Origin of the sequence: Vibrio alginolyticus NBRC 15630 = ATCC 17749 (assembly GCF_000354175.2) — a bacterium.
GTDB lineage: Bacteria > Pseudomonadota > Gammaproteobacteria > Enterobacterales > Vibrionaceae > Vibrio > Vibrio alginolyticus.
Window position 1 is genome coordinate 3,079,129 of sequence record NC_022349.1, and the last position, 18,188, is coordinate 3,097,316.

General features: G+C 44.9%; 16 protein-coding genes. 7 read left to right on the forward strand and 9 right to left on the reverse strand.

Annotated features, from left to right (window positions below):
* The first annotated feature begins 142 nt into the window (after positions 1-142).
* The 5 genes from thiI to rlmM all read left to right on the forward strand — a co-directional run bounded on the left by thiI (position 143) and on the right by rlmM (position 5,102).
* A complete protein-coding gene (gene thiI / locus N646_RS14140) occupies positions 143-1,591 on the forward strand; it encodes a tRNA uracil 4-sulfurtransferase ThiI (protein ID WP_005383617.1) in 1,449 nt (482 codons plus the stop codon).
* A gap of 510 nt (positions 1,592-2,101) precedes the next feature.
* Positions 2,102-3,022, forward strand: coding sequence for a transcriptional regulator GcvA (locus tag N646_RS14145; protein ID WP_005383616.1), 921 nt, complete (start codon positions 2,102-2,104; stop codon positions 3,020-3,022).
* A complete protein-coding gene (locus N646_RS14150) occupies positions 3,003-3,626 on the forward strand; it encodes an alpha/beta fold hydrolase (RefSeq protein WP_017820609.1) in 624 nt (207 codons plus the stop codon). The genes N646_RS14145 and N646_RS14150 overlap by 20 nt, the downstream gene beginning before the upstream one ends.
* Positions 3,616-4,014, forward strand: a complete 399-nt coding sequence (locus N646_RS14155) for a DUF423 domain-containing protein (RefSeq protein ID WP_017820610.1) — start codon at positions 3,616-3,618, stop codon at positions 4,012-4,014. Before N646_RS14150 ends, N646_RS14155 begins: the two co-directional genes overlap by 11 nt.
* Positions 4,011-5,102, forward strand: a complete 1,092-nt coding sequence (gene rlmM / locus N646_RS14160; protein WP_017820611.1) for a 23S rRNA (cytidine(2498)-2'-O)-methyltransferase RlmM — start codon at positions 4,011-4,013, stop codon at positions 5,100-5,102. Before N646_RS14155 ends, rlmM begins: the two co-directional genes overlap by 4 nt.
* A gap of 64 nt (positions 5,103-5,166) precedes the next feature.
* Here the strand turns inward: rlmM and N646_RS14165 are convergent.
* The 6 genes from N646_RS14165 to queF all read right to left on the reverse strand — a co-directional run bounded on the left by N646_RS14165 (position 5,167) and on the right by queF (position 13,971).
* Positions 5,167-6,371, reverse strand: a protein-coding gene (locus tag N646_RS14165; RefSeq protein WP_102949714.1) for an IS3 family transposase whose coding sequence is annotated in 2 segments (ribosomal slippage) — positions 5,167-6,020 and positions 6,020-6,371 — 1,206 coding nt in all. Because the reading frame shifts where the segments join, the coding sequence is not laid out codon by codon here.
* 134 nt (positions 6,372-6,505) lie between these two features.
* Positions 6,506-7,288: a flap endonuclease Xni gene (gene xni, locus N646_RS14175; protein WP_005381982.1), complete on the reverse strand. Its 783-nt coding sequence runs from the start codon at positions 7,286-7,288 to the stop codon at positions 6,506-6,508.
* A gap of 58 nt (positions 7,289-7,346) precedes the next feature.
* Positions 7,347-8,723, reverse strand: coding sequence for a nucleotide 5'-monophosphate nucleosidase PpnN (ppnN, locus tag N646_RS14180; RefSeq protein WP_005383611.1), 1,377 nt, complete (start codon positions 8,721-8,723; stop codon positions 7,347-7,349).
* A gap of 291 nt (positions 8,724-9,014) precedes the next feature.
* Positions 9,015-10,580, reverse strand: a complete 1,566-nt coding sequence (locus tag N646_RS14185; RefSeq protein WP_017821754.1) for a GGDEF domain-containing protein — start codon at positions 10,578-10,580, stop codon at positions 9,015-9,017.
* A 98-nt stretch (positions 10,581-10,678) separates the two neighbouring features.
* A complete protein-coding gene (locus tag N646_RS14190) occupies positions 10,679-12,961 on the reverse strand; it encodes a tetratricopeptide repeat protein (RefSeq protein WP_017635678.1) in 2,283 nt (760 codons plus the stop codon).
* Between the two features lie 164 nt (positions 12,962-13,125).
* A complete protein-coding gene (gene queF / locus N646_RS14195) occupies positions 13,126-13,971 on the reverse strand; it encodes an NADPH-dependent 7-cyano-7-deazaguanine reductase QueF (RefSeq protein WP_017821755.1) in 846 nt (281 codons plus the stop codon).
* 108 nt (positions 13,972-14,079) lie between these two features.
* Between queF and syd the strand changes: the two genes are divergently transcribed.
* Positions 14,080-14,625: a SecY-interacting protein gene (gene syd / locus N646_RS14200; protein WP_005381970.1), complete on the forward strand. Its 546-nt coding sequence runs from the start codon at positions 14,080-14,082 to the stop codon at positions 14,623-14,625.
* A gap of 2 nt (positions 14,626-14,627) precedes the next feature.
* A complete protein-coding gene (locus N646_RS14205; protein WP_005383605.1) occupies positions 14,628-15,404 on the forward strand; it encodes a Zn-ribbon-containing protein in 777 nt (258 codons plus the stop codon).
* Between the two features lie 126 nt (positions 15,405-15,530).
* Here the strand turns inward: N646_RS14205 and N646_RS14210 are convergent, their stop codons facing one another.
* The 3 genes from N646_RS14210 to metN are packed head-to-tail and all read right to left on the reverse strand — an operon-like array spanning position 15,531 to position 18,074.
* A complete protein-coding gene (locus N646_RS14210; RefSeq protein WP_005381966.1) occupies positions 15,531-16,340 on the reverse strand; it encodes a MetQ/NlpA family lipoprotein in 810 nt (269 codons plus the stop codon).
* A 32-nt stretch (positions 16,341-16,372) separates the two neighbouring features.
* Entirely contained in the window at positions 16,373-17,050 is a 678-nt protein-coding gene (locus N646_RS14215; protein ID WP_005383604.1) for a methionine ABC transporter permease, read from the reverse strand.
* Positions 17,040-18,074: a methionine ABC transporter ATP-binding protein MetN gene (metN, locus tag N646_RS14220; RefSeq protein WP_017635676.1), complete on the reverse strand. Its 1,035-nt coding sequence runs from the start codon at positions 18,072-18,074 to the stop codon at positions 17,040-17,042. The genes N646_RS14215 and metN overlap by 11 nt, the downstream gene beginning before the upstream one ends.
* Positions 18,075-18,188 lie beyond the last annotated feature (114 nt).

Here is an 18,188-nt window from a genome sequence, read left to right on the forward strand (position 1 = left end):
AATCCGCTTGGGTGTATAATCTTGCGCCTTAAAAGTGAGCTCAGACTACTTTTTGTGACTGAAACGCGGTTTTACTGCGTATGAAGTATTGAAGTTGAGTGTCACTCTTTGTTGATTGCGAAACTAACCTGCGAATTAGACTATGAAATTTATTGTAAAGCCCCATCCAGAAATTTTTGTAAAAAGTGAATCTGTGCGTAAGCGCTTCACAAAGATTTTAGAGTGCAACATTCGTAACATCATTAAGAGCCGCACGGAGTCTGTCGCGGTATTTAACCGTCGTGATCACATTGAAGTGACCTCTGAGAGTAACGAATTCCACGCTGAAGTTCTTGAGGTTTTGACTCATACACCAGGCATTCACCACGTACTGGAAGTGAAGCAAACTGAATTTAAAGACTTGCACGATATCTTCGAGCAAGTGCTAGAACTCAACCGTGCTGCACTCGAAAATAAAACCTTTGTTGTACGTGCGAAGCGTCGTGGCAAGCATGACTTTACCTCCATTGAACTAGAGCGTTATGTAGGCGGTGGTTTAAATCAAGCGATTGAAAGCGCTAGTGTTAAGCTACGAAACCCAGACGTGACGATCAAGGTAGAAGTCTCGAACGACAAGCTAAACCAAGTATTGTCTCGTCATAAAGGCCTAGGTGGTTTCCCTCTGGGTACGCAAGAAGACGTGTTAAGCCTGATCTCGGGTGGTTTCGATTCTGGTGTTTCAAGCTATCTTCATATCAAGCGTGGTTCAAAAGTACATTACTGCTTCTTTAACTTAGGTGGTCCAGCACACGAAATCGGCGTTAAGCAGGTTTCTCACTACCTATGGAACAAATACGGTTCTTCAGCAAAAGTACGTTTTATCTCAGTTGATTTCGAGCCTGTGGTTGCGGAAATCCTAGAGAAAGTCGATGACGGCCAAATGGGCGTGATCTTGAAGCGTATGTTCATGCGTGCAGCAGGCATGATCGCTCAGAAGATGAAGATCGAAGCATTGGTAACAGGTGAAGCGCTAGGTCAAGTATCGAGCCAAACGCTAACCAATCTACGCCACATCGACAACGTAACAGACACGCTGATTCTGCGTCCGCTTATCAACTGGGATAAAGAAGACATCATCAATCTAGCACGTGAAATCGGCACAGAAGATTTCGCGAAGACAATGCCAGAATACTGTGGTGTTATCTCTAAGAAGCCAACCGTGAAAGCGGTGAAAGGCAAGCTAGAAGCTGAAGAAGAGAAATTCGACTTTAGTATCCTTGAGCAAGTGGTTCAAGAAGCTCGCATGATGGACATTCGTGATATCGCGAAAGAGTCTGAGCAAGCCGCACCAGAAGTAGAGCAAGTTCAAGCGGTAGAAGAGCACGCGGTTGTGCTAGATATTCGTAGTCCTGAAGAGGAAGACGATAACCCACTTGAAATCGAAGGTGTGGATGTGAAACATATCCCTTTCTACAAGCTGGGTACACAGTTTGGTGACTTAGACCAGTCTAAGACATACCTACTTTACTGTGACCGCGGTGTGATGAGCCGTCTGCAAGCGCTTTACTTGCAAGAGCAAGGCTTCAGCAACGTAAAAGTTTACCGTCCATAGCTGACTGTTAAAATACGTTAAAAGGCGCAAATTGAGACATCAATTTGCGCCTTTTTTGTTTTTGATCGCGTTACAGACAACCATTACTTAGCATAATGTTGAGGCTTATCGCAAAGCCATACACTTTGTGTTGATATAACGATAATTAATCCGAAAGAAGAGTAATAAAGTGATATTGCTGCCAGATATGCGGATGAGATTTTTGATAGATAAAAAAACACCGCCTAATTTAGGCGGTGTAACAAATTTGACAGACAGGTCAAAAATAAATACAGGAAGTATATGTTTTGTCACAGGGAGTGTGGACAAAACATTATGGTAGAAATCTACCTAACTCGAAATACGAGTTTGCAAACACAACATCGCAACAACGAAGCCAATTGATTTCCAAAGAAATCAAGCCGTTCAGGCCCGTGTTGCGGGGTGAAATATAGAATTTATCTGGCTGTTCGACAACGGACATTTTATAATGTTTCAGATTAAAAAAACTAATCCTATTAGAGGTCCCATATGTCTCGCAGATTGCCTCCATTAAATTCGCTTCGAGTCTTCGAAGCGGCTGCTCGTCATCTCAGTTTTACACGAGCAGCAGAAGAGTTATTTGTTACTCAAGCCGCGGTCAGTCACCAGATTAAAGCGCTTGAAGAGTTCTTATCATTGAAGCTCTTCCGTCGACGTAATCGTTCTTTGTTGTTAACAGAAGAAGGCCAAAGTTACTTTCTCGATATCAAAGATATTTTCACCTCGATTGCGGAAGCGACAGATAAGGTGTTGGAACGTAGCGAAAAAGGGGCATTGACGATTAGCCTACCGCCGAGTTTTGCTATCCAATGGCTTGTACCTCGTTTGGCCGATTTTAATGCTCAAGAGCCCGATATCGATGTTCGTATTAAAGCCGTAGATATGGATGAAGGCTCACTGACTGATGATGTTGATGTGGCGATCTACTATGGCCGTGGGAACTGGCCAGGTTTGCGAGCAGATAAATTGTACCAAGAGTTTTTGATCCCACTTTGTTCACCTTCATTACTTTTGGGTAACAAACCATTAGAATCTTTAAGTGACCTCAAATTACATACTTTGTTACACGATACTTCGCGTAAAGACTGGAAGCAGTTTGCTCGTCATTACAACATTGAAGGCATCAACGTAAACCACGGTCCTATTTTTAGTCACTCAACGATGGTGCTACAGGCTGCTGCGCACGGTCAGGGGGTCGCGCTCGGTAACAACGTACTCGCCAAACCTGAAATGGAAGCCGGACGACTCATTGCACCATTCGACGAGGTGTTGATATCTAAGAATGCATTCTATGTGGTGTGTCATGAACAGCAGGCAGATATGGGCCGAATCGCAACGTTTAGAGATTGGATGTTAGCAACCGCGAGAAAAGAACAAGAGGAAGTATTGGATGAATCACTGGATAGCTGAGGGACCTGAAAACGGACCGCTGTTTATTTTTGCTCACGGCGCAGGTGCGGGGATGGAGCATGACTTCATGACAGCTGTCGCCAAAGGATTAGTGGAGCAAGGTATTCGTGTAGTGCGTTTTAATTTCCCTTACATGGTGAAACGTTCGGAAGATGGCAAAAAGCGTCCGCCCGATCGCGCGCCAAAGTTGCTCGAAGCATACAGCGAAGTGATCGCTCACTTTACTTCTTCTCCCGTGGTTATTGGTGGTAAGTCAATGGGCGGTCGTATGTCGAGCTTGTTGGCTGAAAATGAGCTGGTGGCGGGCATTGCCTGTTTAGGGTTTCCATTTCACCCGCCAGGAAAGCCAGAGAAATACAAAGGCGAGCACTTAGCAACCATTGAGAAACCTACGCTGATTCTTCAAGGGGAACGAGACACCTTTGGTAAGCGTGAGGAATTCGATGATTTCGTCCTTTCGTCACAAGTAACGGTGAGCTTTTTACCTGATGGTGACCACAGCTTCAAACCGCGCAAGATCTCAGGTCATACTGAAGTAGGTAACATTACACTCGCGATAGAGCAGTTAGCGGCGTTTATAAAAGAGGTGTACAGTGAAAAGTAAGTGGTTACTCTCATTCTCTGGATTGTCTGGGCTGCTTTCGGTCGCTCTTGGAGCATTTGCTGCTCATGGGCTAAAAGCGACACTGGCCCCTTATTTGCTCGGTGTATTTGAGACCGGAGTTCTGTATCAATTTATTCACACGTTGGCGATTGTGTTTTGTGCCATTCTGTTTCTGCTCAATTTGGGACAAAAAGCACAAAAATATTTTTTCATTGCGGCGATTTGCTTTATTATCGGCATCTTTTGTTTTAGCGGCAGTCTTTACGCGCTGGCGCTGACGGGCATTAAGTGGTTTGGGCCAATTACTCCTGTGGGAGGATTACTGTTCATGATTGGTTGGTGTCTGTTCTTTTTTGCTGCGTTCAATATCAAAGAGGTCTCCAAGTGAAACAACTAATGCTCTATTGCCGTTCTGGCTTTGAGAAAGAGTGTGCTGGTGAAATTCAGGACAAAGCGACACAGTTGGAAGTGTATGGCTTCCCTCGTGTGAAGAGAAACTCAGGTTATGTTGTCTTCGAGTGTTACCAAGATGGAGATGCCGACAAACTTGCGAGAGGTTTAGACTTTAAGTCTTTAATTTTTGCTCGACAAATGTTTGCGGTAGCAGCTGAGTTTCAATCGTTGCCAAGTGATGACCGCATTAGTCCAATTTTGAATGAACTAGCAGACATTGAAGCATTCCCTCGTTGTGGTGATTTGAGAATTGAAACGCCAGATACAAATGAAGCGAAAGAGCTACTGAAATTCTGCCGTAAGTTTACCGTCCCAATGCGTCAAGCGTTGCGCGGCAAAGGCTTAATGCTGAACAAAGATAACGCGAAAAAACCAGTACTGCACATTTGCTTTGTTGAGCCTGGCCACTGTTACGTTGGTTACTCTTACACTGACAACAACTCACAGTTCTTCATGGGTATCCCTCGCCTTAAATTCCCAGCAGACGCTCCAAGTCGTTCAACACTTAAACTGGAAGAAGCATTTCATGTCTTTATTCCACGTGAAGAGTGGGATGAGCGTTTGGCACCAGGTATGTGGGGTGTGGATTTAGGTGCATGTCCAGGCGGTTGGACGTACCAATTAGTGAAGCGCTCAATGTTCGTTCACTGCGTTGATAACGGCATGATGGCAGACAGTTTGATGGAAACTGGCCAGATCAAACACCATATGGTGGATGGCTTTAAGTTCGAACCAGACCGCAAGAACGTAACATGGATTGTTTGTGACATGGTGGAAAAGCCAGCTCGTGTTGCTCACCTGATGGGACAGTGGCTGTTAAAAGGTTGGGCAAAAGAGGCCATCTTTAACCTTAAGCTGCCAATGAAAGGGCGTTATGACGAAGTGCTGCAAGACCTTGAAAATCTGAAGCAGTTCCTCATTGATAATAAGGTAAAGTTCAAGCTACAAGCTAAACATTTGTATCATGATCGTGAAGAGATCACGATTCATATCCAATGTCTGTCGAATATTTCACCTTACTAACTTTATTCCCTGAGTCTTTTGGGGATAGTGATGACCCGTCCTGATATGGGTTGACACTTTTTAACTAAAACGCTCGATGTACTTCATCGGGCGTTTTGTATTTTAAAGCCGTATGAGGCCTCATTTGATTATAGATATCTACGGACTCTGCTACCATCGTCCTTGCTTCTTTCAGATCTTTCGGTTTCTTCAGCAAGAGCTCCATTTTGAGTATCCCATTTACACGCTCAGCTAAAGCATTCTGATAACAGTCATACCCGTCAGTCATTGAGCAAGTCACTCTATGTTTCTTATGGATATCTTGATATTCCCTCGAACAGTATTGTGAGCCTCTATCTGAGTGGTGTATTAGCTTTTCTTCACTCTGCCGTTGCCTGAGAGCTGAGATAAATGCCCGCTTAACTGATTGAGTTTTCATGTTGTCATCCACATAAAAACCAACAATCTTCCTTGAATAAGCGTCTGTAACCAAGCTGAGATAACTCTCTCCATTTTGAGTTGGCAAGTAAGTAATATCAGCAACCCACAGTTGTTCTGGCTTCGTTGGTGTCAGCCCATCTTTCACTTTGTTTGGGTGACAGAAAAATCGATGACGGCTGTCAGTCGTTCGGTGATAGGCTCGTCTTGCTCTCACTAACAGCCGATGCTTTCTGAGAAGTTCAAAGAGCTTATCGCGACCTATTTGAATGCCCTTTGTTGCTGCTAAGAACTTCAGTTTACGCGTGCCAATGCGTGGCTGCTTCAGCCTGACTTCACGGACAAAGCCAATGACAGCATGCTCATGATGTTCACAACGAGATTGAGTTTGGCATTGCTTATAATAAGCTTGGCGAGAGATTTGTACTAACTGACAAAACTTCGTAACGCTCAAACCTACAATGGTTTTCTCTTGGACAACGCTTCTTTGTGCTTTTTTGTCACTCTAACACCATAGTCACGTTCCATAACGTTCACGACAGCTTCAAAGAAGTCGGCTTTGAGTTGAGCATCTTCGAGCTGCTTCTCAAGCTCTTTAATACGTTGCTCTGGTGTAGGAGGTAAATTGAACTCGGCCATAGAGTCTCCTTTGGACATAAAGTTAGGTGTCCCTTTAGACCAATCTAGTCGACCATGCTTACGAAGCCAAACCAAAACCGTAGAGCAACCTTGGATGCCATACTTCTCTTGGGCTTGTTTGTAAGTGAGGCTTCCTTTTTCAACCTCATCAACTACAGTGAGTTTAAAAGCGAGGGAGTAATCGCGCTGAGTTCTTTTAGTTGTTGATTTCATAACACTCTCCAATTTTTTTGGGGGGAAAGTGTCAACCTTATTTAGGACGGCACATGATTAGAATAGAAAAAGCGCCTTCAAATGGCGCTTTTTTAATATCTGAGGGTTTCATGGTGTGAAACTACCATCGGGCACTACTCCGCTTTGTTTGGCCCTAAAAAGCGAATATCTTGCAAGTTAAAGCCTAGTTCTATATCGCACTTTAAAGCGGCGACGCGTTTACATAAACGAGCAGACTCAATGTGCTCATCCAATTTTTTACGGTATTTCGGTACGAGATCTTCACTAGCGTAGGCAGCTTCAATACTCTCAAACTGAGTGAGAATCTCTTTCGCTGCTTTCGGGCCAATTCCAGGTACGCCCGGAACCTGGCTAGAGCTTATCCCTGTCAATCCCCAGTAATCCGCTAGTTGACTTGGTTTTACGCCGAACTCTTTTTCGATAAATGGTTCATCTAACCAACGATGTTGGAAATAATCACGGATTTGTAGGGTAGGGGAAAGTAGCTGGCAGTAACCTTTGTCAGTCGAAACGATGGTGACTTTTTCACCATGGCTGGCCACTTTCGTTGCGAGTGTAGCAACCAAATCATCTGCTTCATCGCCTTCAGACAGCAATGAATCAATACCTTGCTCCCACCACGCTTGTTGAATCGCATCTAACCCTTGCAGTAGTGGCAGAGGCATTGGTTTTCGGTTTTGCTTATAGTCAGGGAGAATTTCAGCGCGCCAACCTCTGTCTTGTTCGTGGTGATCAAAAACTGCGATGATGTGTGTCGGGTTGGCCTCTGACAGAATGCGAGTGAGGGTTCTTTGCGTTGTGGTTATAGTTCTTGCTATGTCGGTTGGATCTGGTTGTGCTGAGTGCACTCGGCGGATCAGGTTTAGGGCATCAATGATAACAAGATGAATAGACATAATGACTTAGCAATAAAAAAGGGGCGTAATGCCCCTAGTGTAACGAATGCTAGCCTGACTATCGACCACCAATTTCCGGGTGAGCGATTCGATAACACGGTTCGTAGTCTGAACCGCCAGGTAATTTCATTCGGTGCTGTTCGACAAAGTCTTTTAGCAACTTATCGAGTTTTTTCATGAGGACTGCGTCGCCATGAATGGTGAAAGGCCCTCTACGTTCTATTTCTCGAATGCCTTCAGCCTTTACGTTACCTGCCACTATGCCAGAGAAGGCTTGACGCAAGTTGGCCGCTAAAACTTGCGGTTCTTGATCTAGGCTTAAATCCAATTGTTCCATCGACTCATGAGTAGGCTCGAATGGCAGTTGGAAGTTTGGCTCAATTTTCAATGACCAGTTAAAGCTGTACGCATCGCCTTTCTCTTTTCGGTGAAGGCGTACCGAGTCCATGGAGCGTTTCATAATACGAGCGACTTCTGCCGGGTCGTCAATGATGATCTCGTAGTGCTTTTGCCCTTCCTCACCAAGTGTGTCGCGAATGAACTCATCAATAGAGCGGAAGTACTCTTCACTCTCTTTTGGTCCTGTTAATACGATAGGCATTGGTTGATCGGCGTTATCCGGGTGCATCATGATGCCAAGAATGTACAGTAGCTCTTCCGCTGTGCCCGGGCCTCCTGGGAAAATAACGATACCATGAGCCATACGGACGAAAGCTTCCAAGCGCTTTTCGATGTCGGGCATGATGACCAGCTCATTTACTATTGGGTTTGGTGGCTCGGCCGCAATAATCGAGGGTTCGGTTAAACCAAGATAACGTTGCTGAGTATAACGTTGCTTTGCGTGCCCAATTGCTGCACCTTTCATCGGCCCTTCCATTGCGCCAGGGCCGCAACCTGTACAGATGTTAAGTTCACGCAGGCCCAGTTCGTTACCCACTTCACGTGTGTACTGATACTCCACTCCATTGATAGAGTGACCACCCCAACATACGACAAGATTCGGTGCGATACCTGGAGTTAATGCTCTGGCATTACGAAGAATGCCGAACACGAGGTTCGTAATGTGAATTGGGTTAGTAAGGTTGAGCCGTTGGGCGTCTGCCAAATGCATGTTTACGTAAACGATATCACGCAATACGGAGAACAGATGCTCTTGGATACCTTTAATTATTTCGCCGTCAACAAAAGCGTGCTCTGGCGGATTAGTCAGCTCAAGCTTAATACCACGCTCACGACGCACGACGTTGACATCAAACGATTGGTATTTATCGAGCAGTTCTTTCGAGTTATCGGTATGGCTACCGGAGTTCAACACCGCTAATGTGCAATTACGGTACAGCTGATAAAGTTCACTCGAGGCTGTGTTCTTTAAGCGCTCTACTTCTAGTTGAGATAGCAAGTCCATGCTACCAGCGGGGCTTATATGGGTAATCATAACGCCTCCTTGTGTTGCATTAATTTGAGGGAAAGTACCAACTTACCTTTTTGGTGTTATACGTATGGTTTGATGAAAGGTAGTTGGCCGATTTGGTTTTATGGTTATCAACTCCCAAGCAACCTCAAGATGATACATTTGCCTTCTATAAATACATCATCTTGAAGTGACTTGGGTTTTTACAGCTTAGCAGACTAAAAGGGAAGAAATGTGATAACTCGTTGAAAATTGGTGGTTATAAAGCGTAGATTGCACCAAATTTGGTTTGTTTGCTCGCTTTTTGTACGAATCTTAGCTCCAGTTAAGCTGGTTTGTTCCACGTTTTTTAGCGTCCGCAAGCATCTTGCCAAGACGATCGAGCACATACTCTGGCGTATCGGACTCTTTGAAAGACGTCGATACAGCAGCTAAGGTAATCATGATATTTTGCTCACGGAACTTAAAGGGTAATTGGCTAATATCACGCTGGATATGCTTAATAAGATCCAGTGTGTATTCTTCAGATTGTTCCGGGACGAGTAGAATAAACTCCTCGCCACCAAAGCGAGCCACTGTTTCCGTTTCTGATACGCGCTTGTTAATAGTACGAGCGATGATCTTCAGCGCTTTATCGCCAGCCGTATAACCATAGCTATCATTCACCGCTTTGAAGTTGTCTACATCAAACAGCACAACACGAAGGTTTTGCTGAGAGCGAATCCAACGGCGATACTCTAGCTCTAGTCGATCGTTAAATGCAGTGCGGTTATAAACTTTAGTCAGCGAGTCGAGCAACATACGCTGAGCTTGGTCATCTAAGCGTCGACGATAATCTTGCGTAGTTTCAAATACCGCTTCGAGTTGGTTCTTACTGTAACTTAACCGCTCTTGCAGCGCTTGCTCTCGCTCTTCCGTCATTTTCAGTCGCTCTGTTAGCGACGCCATTTTTTCGAGAAGAGGCGTGATTTCTTTTTTCACAACCGCGATATCTTGAGCTTGATTAAGTGACTTTTGGCTTAATTCAACCAAGCTGTTCATTTCTGTGTTGAGCTCTTGGCGGTGTTCAAAGTAGGTATGATGCTGGTCGACGTTCTGATGAACGGTTTTTAGGTTACTTGCGAGAGAAGTGTTCAGCTGATCAAGGAATTGGCTAGACGCCTCGCGCTCGAACTTTGTTGCTTCGACAACCAATTTCAGCGTTGAGAGCGTAAGCTCAATGAGAGACTCGGCACTCACGCCAAGGAGCAACTTAGCGCGAATATCCAGCAATCTATCGCCTGATTCTCCCTCGAAATCCAGCTCTGTAATAGTATGTTGGAGGTCGCTGGCTAAGCACTCAAGCTGAGATCTGTCGGGATTGCTTTCAAATTCACTAAGATGTAGACGTGAATTAGACGTGATGATTTTCAGAGCGCGTTCGTAAATACTCAGTAGCTTAGTGGCTTGATCAGCTTTATTGCTGGCGTGAACTTCAGAGAAACTCATCAGGTTCCGTAGTTCACGTTTTAACTGCGCAGGTAAGCCCGTGACACGTTGCAGTGTTTCACCACTGTGCTTGATTTGTTCGTCAAGGTAACCGTTTTGTTTATCCATCGTCTTCGACTGCTGTTTGAGCATCCTCTCTAATACCGCTAAACGCGGGATAAGAGTGCTGATATCTTTTTGATGTTGCAGCTCTTGTTGGATTTCAAATAGGTAGTTGGATACCTGAGTATTCGAACCCTGGCAAGCTGAAGACAATGATGCCACAACGCGTTTAAGAACTTGTTGTTCACGTTTGAATTTGAGTGAAGTATCACGATGAGTCAGTCTGAGTTGGTCAAGTTGACAACTCAGCTGATGCAGCTGCGACTGAATATCGGATTCCAAGATTCCCATGAAGTGACTACGGTTAAGTCCATGTACTACTGACAATTATCTGATAATAACAAAAAACTTTATAGCGTCATTAGTTATTACGTTCAACAGGCGTTTAATTATCCATTTTTTAATATTTTCTTGATGTCGTCCTCATTCTTGTAGGACGAATGGATCTTGATCAGGCCTTGGCTAATGGCATGTTGACAGGCAGTTCTTATGTTACCTGTTGCAAAGCTAGCAGCAGGCGCATTATCGATGGCTTTTAAGAACACCCAGTGGCTTTGCTTATCCTTCAAGCTGACTTCTCGTGCGATGTGAGTCGCAAGCAACAACAGATCGAGTAATTCCTCATCGTTAATTGCAGTGTAGGCTCGGGGTAAGAACGGATAATCACTGATGCCCATACGAATAATACGATTGACGTTGTGCTGCTGTGCGAACTCATCCACCCAAGTCTGGAATTTTTCGAACATGACTTCGGCAGAAGCATCACGGTCAGCGTTCGGTTCTATGTAGAGTAAGTTCGCATCTGAGAAATGGTAAAGACGCGACGGTTTTTCTATTTTTTCCGCAAGGAAGTCGCCAAATGCCCGTTCTAGTTCTAGACCTGCCTTATAGCCGTTATGGACGTACATGCTTCGTAAGAATGGCAAATCGATCATAACAAAGCGTAGGCGATCATTAAGTGGTTCGTGGATCAATTCACCCATTTGCCATTGCTCGAAAGTTTCGCTCGACTTTTTCAATGAGCGAGAAAGCTTAACATTCAGCATACGCAAGTTACGTAAACGAGAGCGAGAGTGGGTGAAGAGGTCGTTACGCAGTTTTTCGATTTCACTTGCTTGGCGCTGCATAATGACACCACGGCGCATAATGAACAAAAACATGACCAAGACAGTAATAAACAATGCAAATGAGATTTTCTGGAATTTACGATGCTCTCTTTCCACTTGCTCTAAGCGTTCTGATTGACCGATGTAATGGATGGTTTGTTCGGCAAATTCTTTTTGCTGACGGAACGCATCCTCACTGATTTGGTTAAGCTGCTTTTGTTCTAGACGAACGAGGTTGGTGTATTTTTTATAAGCTTGCAGAGAAAGTTTGTATTCGCCTGCCTGCTCGTAACCCAAACCAAGTAAACGGTATGACTGCTGCTTAATGAAGTTGTTATTTTCAGGTGACTTTTCAGCAAGCGCTAACGCCAGCTTTGCATTAGTAATGACGTCTTTACTGTCATTTTGATGATAAGCCAGACCTGACTGAAGCAGGGCAGCCTTTGCTTCAAGCTTAGGAATATTGGTGTATTCTAAAAGCTCTTTAGAGCGGTCTAAGTACTGCTCTGCTAGCGCGTAGTTATAGAGTTGTAGGTAGGTAGCCGCCAAGCTTAAGCGAATTTTAATGATTCTATTGATGTTCTTACTGGTACTTTCATGGTCAAGCACGTTGAAGTAATGCACTAACGCAAGGTTAAACTTACCCTGATAAAAGTAGATGTCGCCCATTTGCTCTAGGACGTCCGCTAGGATCGGAGAGCTAGGGTAAGAGTCATAAAAATCTGCGGCTTGAGATAAGTATTCGATCGCTTTGTCGTACACTCGTCGCTCCTGGAAGAGCCTAGCCAAAAGGCGATTCACTTTTGCTAACCTTGCACCACTGTTACTTTCAATAGATTGCCAATAACCGTATAGCAGTTCTGACAAAGCCAAATTGTATTTCTTGCTATTGAGGTAGAACTCGCCGACGGCTGTGTAGTAGTCGATCAAGGCTAACTCAGAGCGGCTATCGTCAAGCATGGTCTTTGCTTCAGAGTACAAGTTTTCCGCTTTAATGATATCGCCACTATGTGAAGCGAGGAGTGCTCTTTGCATCACTAGTCGGTAGCGAACACTGTCGGTGCGTTGTAATACGGCATCGGCTTCATCGAGCTGTTGTTCAATTTGGTTAAGCGTATCTTCCGCTTTTGAGTAGTTTTCGTCGTACATCCAAATCATTTGGTTGCGCATCAGTTGGAGATCTAAGTCCATGTACGGCAATTGATATTCTTGCGCTAAGCGTTCCGCTTTATTTAGGTGCTCGATAGCCGAACGAACATTACCCATGGCGTAATCTGCCTGAGCGATAATCTTGTGCGCTTCGATGGTGCTGCTTGGTGTGCGAACGCTACGATCTGTTTCGTCGCGAGACATGGCTGAAGGGCTGTCACTTTCTTTGCGTTCTGTTAGTTCACGCTGTGACAAATAGTTGGTTGCCGCTTGTTTTGCTTGTGATGGCTCTATTTCCGCCAATTGTTGTGCTTCGTTGAGTAACGCGGACGATAAAATGGTTGCATGAAGTGGCTGTACAAACAGCAAGCAAAGAAAGCCAATCAATTTGAATAGACGCGAACTGTCCCAAAACATCCTTTCGTTCCCTCGAACTGTTTTTAGATATGGCGATAACGGCGAAAAGCCTCAGTTAGCCGTTTAAATGCGGGTTGAAGCCATTTGATATAGTAACATGCTTGGACAATAAAAACGTCCGGCAACCCTTTAGATTGCCGAACTTATTTCTGTTGCCTATGCGTTTACTGACGAGCCATACGGTGATTGTGAGCTGGCTTATCTTGTTCCGTTGAGCGGTAAGGGTTGATATCCAAGCCTCCACGGCGCGTATAGCGGGCAAATACGGTCAGTTTGCTTGGTTGGCAGTATTTCATTAGATCCGTAAAAATACGCTCTACACACTGCTCGTGGAACTCATTGTGCTCGCGGAAAGACACTAAGTAACGTAACAGCTTCTCACGATCTATTTTTGCGCCTTGGTAGCGAATTTCTACACTGCCCCAGTCGGGTTGGTTAGTGATCAAACAGTTTGATTTCAATAGGTGGCTATGTAGCACCTCTTCAACTTGTGCTTCACCTGCCGCACCTCCAAGCAAATCGGCATCAAAATCGTAACTGGTGATGTCAATGTCTTGGTCATCTATACATTCACCGTCCATTGTTACGATAGGTTGATTGGTATAGTGGGTCACTGGATTCACCTCAACCAGCACCTTTTCACCTGCGCATTCAGACAGGTCTTGTGTTAAACGCTCAGTCACTTCTTCCCAGCTTGCAAAGCGGGTTTGGTTATAGCTGTTTAAGTACAGTTTGAAAGACTTCGATTCAATCAAGTTTGCGCTGGTGGCTGGAATGTATACTTCGCCAACGGCCACTTGTGGTAAACCTTTACTATTTAACCAAGACAGTTCATACAGCGTCCAAATGTCGTGCCCCATGAAAGGCAGAGTATCGCCTAACTGAAGGTCATCTCGGTTCAGGCTGCGAGGGACTGGTTGCAGCAAGCTTGGGTCATACTGGTTCGCATACTCGGTCGTTTTACCTAGTGTTAGGCCAGCAAGCTCTTTAGCGTCAGAATATTTGCTCATACTTTGTGGTCGTTTTCGATTAGAATGGCGAGAATTTTACTGAATCCGCTGGTCAATTGCCATCCGGCAAGTACGGCTATCTGATAAATAAGGAATGAGGAGACCTTCATGACCCAAAACGTTACTCAGGCGCTACAAGAGTTCAGCCTGCGCTACCAACAAGCTTGGCAAGCTAAGCACAATGAGTTGCCAAGCAGTGAAGAGCTTGCAGAGCTTGTTTCTCCTTGTGTCGAAGAGAAGCGTGATGGAAAGGTGCTTTGGAAAGCGGTCGCACGTGATGAAATGGCCGATTTCACCAATGTGGAAAATGCGATTGAGTTGTCACTGCAAGATGATGTTAAAGCCTTTTATGGTTCTCAATACTGCGCCGATATGGAGGCAACTTGGCAAGGTAATTCGTTGACGCTGCTGCAAGTCTGGAGCGATGACGATTTCGTGCGTCTACAAGAAAATATTCTTGGTCATTTGGTGACGCAGCGCCGCTTGAAACTTAAACCAACAGTATTTATCGCAGCGACAGATGAGGAAATGGATGTGATTTCTATTTGTAACCTCACTGGCAATGTGATTCTAGAGCGTTTGGGCACCTCTAAACGTGATGTATTGGCAGATTCATTGGTTGAGTTCTTGAATAAGTTAGAGGCTGCCGTCTAAGTATGTATGTTGTTGAGTTGCAGTTTGAGTGTTTTGATAACACCACCGTCAGCGCGGTAGACAAAGCCATTAATGGCTTGATGGATGCTCTGCGTTACAACGGCCAAGTATTAGGTCGTGAATTTCCGATAGTGATGGGAGAAGGTGAATTTTTCGTTCGTGTTGTTTGCCCAGAACAAGACAGCTTGCATCCACGTTATCACTCAGATTTCGTCAAAGTGTGCATGAACCGTTTGTCGGATGCGTCTTTGCTTGCTCCGAAAATGCGTATGCTGGGGCGTGATTTGAATTCAGAACAAGCAGCCGAAGAAGAGACACCTAGCTGGCAAGTGTTGTACACGACTTATGTTCATACGTGTTCGCCTTTGCGAAGTGGTGAAACCCTGTTGCCAATTCCTTTGTATCGTAATGAGCCAACACTTAATGGAGACCATAAAGCCGTCATTAAGTGGCAGACTGAGTGGCAAGCGTGTGATGAAATCCAAATGGCAGGGGGTTGCCGAGCGGAACATGCGGCGCTGCACGAAATTTGCGATGTGGATAGTGTGCTGTTTCGCCGAGGTTGGGACTTACGTGGCCGTATCGAATACATCACGAAGATCCCTACGTACTATTACCAGTATCGTGTCGGAGGTCAGTCGCTGGAGAGCGAGAAAGCGCGCAAGTGTCCAAAATGCGATGGCGAGTGGCTACTCGATGAGCCACTACATGACATATTTCATTTTAAGTGTGATGACTGCCGAATCGTGTCGAATATCTCTTGGGACCACCTTAAGTAGCGAATTGAAGCTACTTAAATGGTTAGATAGAGAAATAAAAAGGGCTGATGTTTTTACATCAGCCCTTTTAGGTTTAGAACGTTTACGTTTGGAACGTTGTTTTCGGTCATGTTTTGAAAAGTGGGATTACCAACCTTTCACAACACCACCTTTGAACAGCTCTTTTGCCGCTTCGTAAACTTCTTCCGTTTGGTAAGCTTTTACGAAGTTTTGTACGTTTTGCGCATTAACATTTTCTTCGCGAGCGACAATTAGGTTTACGTATGGTGAGTCTTTATCTTCAACGAACACGCCGTCACGCTCTGGCGATAGGTCGATAGAGCTTGCGTAAGTGGTGTTGATGATAGATAGCGTTACGTCATCCAGTGAACGTGGAAGCTGTGGGGCTTCTAGTTCAATGATTTCGATATTTTTAGGGTTGCCTACGATGTCACGTACTGTAGCGAGTAGACCAACGCCATCACGTAGCGTAATCAAACCTTGTTGCTCAAGAAGCAGTAGTGAGCGACCTAGGTTAGTTGGGTCGTTTGGTACTGCGATGCGTGCGCCATCTTGAATTTCATCAATTGATTTTACTTGCTTTGAGTAACCAGCAATAGGGTAAACGAATGAGTTACCCGCGATAGCCAGTTTGTAGCCGCGGTCTTTCACTTGTTGGTCTAGGTATGGTTTGTGCTGGAACGCATTCGCGTCTACTGAACCATCATCCAGAGCGGCGTTTGGTGTTACGTAATCGGTAAATGTTACTAGCTCAACGTCTAGGTTGTATTTCTCTTTTGCTACTTTAGCGGCAACTTCGGCTACTTGTGCTTCAGCACCAGCAATAACGCCAACTTTTACTTTGTTTACGTCTACTTCTTTGTCGCCGCAACCCGCTAGAGCAAGAGCAGAGGCGGCCGTTGCTACAGTCAAAAGACCTTTAAGGCTAAATTTCATCTTTATCTCCTTATAATTTGTATTTTTGATGCTTATCTGTGGTCTACACGGCGCACCACTGCGTCGCCGATAGACTGAATAATCTGTACTAGAACAATCAACATCACGACAGTCACGGCCATGATAGTTACATCGTAGCGGTGGAAACCGTAACGAATGGCTACGTCACCTAGGCCGCCGCCGCCTACCGTACCCGCCATAGCTGAGTAGCTAACGAGAGTGACCAAGGTAATCGTTACTGAGTTAACAATAGTCGGCATTGCTTCAGGTAGTAGAACTTTTGTGATGATCTGTGTTGGTGTCGCCCCCATTGACTGCGCTGCTTCCACCAAGCCTGTCGGTACTTCTAATAAAGCACCTTCAATAAGACGAGCGACAAAAGGAATGGCGCCAATAGTCAGTGGGACGATTGCTGCGGTTGTGCCGATAAAGGTTCCAACTAGCATTTTTGTCACTGGAATAATCGCAACCATCAGTACGAGGAATGGCACTGAACGACCAATGTTAACGATAGCGCCTAAGCCGCTATTTAGTTTGGTGTTTTCAAGTAGGCCGCCTTTCTTAGTAATATGGAGGATTACGCCTAATGGAATACCCACAGCAAAGCCGACTAATCCGGCAACCGCAACCATGTAAAGCGTTTCCCACGTTGCACCTAAAAGTAGTTTGCTGTTTAAACTCAGCCATTCAGAAATCGTATTAAAGGACATAACCAAGTACCTCTACTTTTACGTTGTGCTTACGCAGGTATTCAAGAGCTGCGTTGTCATCTTCTTCGTTACCAAATAGCTCTGCGACCATCATGCCGAATTTCACGCCACCAGCGTAATCAAGGTCGGAACTCAAAATACTCACATCAATATTGTATTTACGAGAAATTTGCGACATTAACGGTGCATCGACGGTTGCGCCAGTAAACTCTAAGCGAACCAACGGGTAGCTGCCATCAACACGCTCTGCTTGCAGACGTGCTTGGTAATCTTCAGGAATGGAAAGATCCAGCGTTGAGCGAATGAATTGGTGTGCTAGCTCTGTCTTAGGGTGCGCAAAAATATCGCCAACGGTGCCTTTTTCCACCAGCTCACCACCACCGATGATTGCTACTTCGTGACAGATGCTTTTTACGACTTCCATTTCGTGAGTGATAAGTAAAATCGTGATGTTGAGTTTGCGGTTGATCTCTTTCAATAACTCAAGGATAGATTGAGTTGTTGCTGGATCTAGTGCGCTAGTGGCCTCATCACAAAGCAGCACGCTAGGATCGGATGCCAATGCACGAGCAATTGCCACACGCTGTTTTTGTCCGCCACTTAAGTTAGATGGGTAGCTCTCGTGTTTGTCGGCTAAGCTTACAAGCTTTAGCAACTCAGTTACTTTTGCTGTGATTTGCGATTTGTCTTTACCTGCCAGTTCTAGTGGCAGTGCTACATTATCAAACACAGTACGAGACGAAAGCAGGTTAAAGTGCTGGAAGATCATGCCAATGTTACGGCGTGTTTCGACTAGTTGTTTTTTGCTGAGTTTGGTTAGATCTACACCATCAACGATGATGGAACCAGAGGTCGGTGCTTCTAGCATGTTGACACAGCGAATCAGCGTACTTTTACCAGCACCTGATGAACCGATAACACCAAAGATGGTGCCTTTGTCGATGTGTAGGTTAATGTCTTTCAGGGCAAGGATTTCCTTACTGCCTTGGTAGAACACTTTATTGACGTTTTTTATTTCTATCATGTTTCAACCTGCCCAAAGATACGGGGAACTTCGCTGTCAAAAACGGCCTTTGACAGAACTTAATGTTGAGCTTTATCTCAATTTTCAGTTGATGCTATGGGTTAAGCAGAATGA

What these genes read in the sequence shown, in the direction of transcription:
- thiI (WP_005383617.1), top strand. Translation starts at nt 143, where the DNA reads ATGAAATTTATTGTAAAGCCCCATCCAGAAATTTTTGTAAAAAGTGAA.
- N646_RS14145 (WP_005383616.1), top strand. Translation starts at nt 2,102, where the DNA reads ATGTCTCGCAGATTGCCTCCATTAAATTCGCTTCGAGTCTTCGAAGCG.
- N646_RS14150 (WP_017820609.1), top strand. Translation starts at nt 3,003, where the DNA reads ATGAATCACTGGATAGCTGAGGGACCTGAAAACGGACCGCTGTTTATT.
- xni (WP_005381982.1), bottom strand. Translation starts at nt 7,288, where the DNA reads ATGTCTATTCATCTTGTTATCATTGATGCCCTAAACCTGATCCGCCGA.
- ppnN (WP_005383611.1), bottom strand. Translation starts at nt 8,723, where the DNA reads ATGATTACCCATATAAGCCCCGCTGGTAGCATGGACTTGCTATCTCAA.
- N646_RS14185 (WP_017821754.1), bottom strand. Translation starts at nt 10,580, where the DNA reads ATGGGAATCTTGGAATCCGATATTCAGTCGCAGCTGCATCAGCTGAGT.
- N646_RS14190 (WP_017635678.1), bottom strand. Translation starts at nt 12,961, where the DNA reads ATGTTTTGGGACAGTTCGCGTCTATTCAAATTGATTGGCTTTCTTTGC.
- queF (WP_017821755.1), bottom strand. Translation starts at nt 13,971, where the DNA reads ATGAGCAAATATTCTGACGCTAAAGAGCTTGCTGGCCTAACACTAGGT.
- syd (WP_005381970.1), top strand. Translation starts at nt 14,080, where the DNA reads ATGACCCAAAACGTTACTCAGGCGCTACAAGAGTTCAGCCTGCGCTAC.
- N646_RS14205 (WP_005383605.1), top strand. Translation starts at nt 14,628, where the DNA reads ATGTATGTTGTTGAGTTGCAGTTTGAGTGTTTTGATAACACCACCGTC.
- N646_RS14210 (WP_005381966.1), bottom strand. Translation starts at nt 16,340, where the DNA reads ATGAAATTTAGCCTTAAAGGTCTTTTGACTGTAGCAACGGCCGCCTCT.
- N646_RS14215 (WP_005383604.1), bottom strand. Translation starts at nt 17,050, where the DNA reads ATGTCCTTTAATACGATTTCTGAATGGCTGAGTTTAAACAGCAAACTA.
- metN (WP_017635676.1), bottom strand. Translation starts at nt 18,074, where the DNA reads ATGATAGAAATAAAAAACGTCAATAAAGTGTTCTACCAAGGCAGTAAG.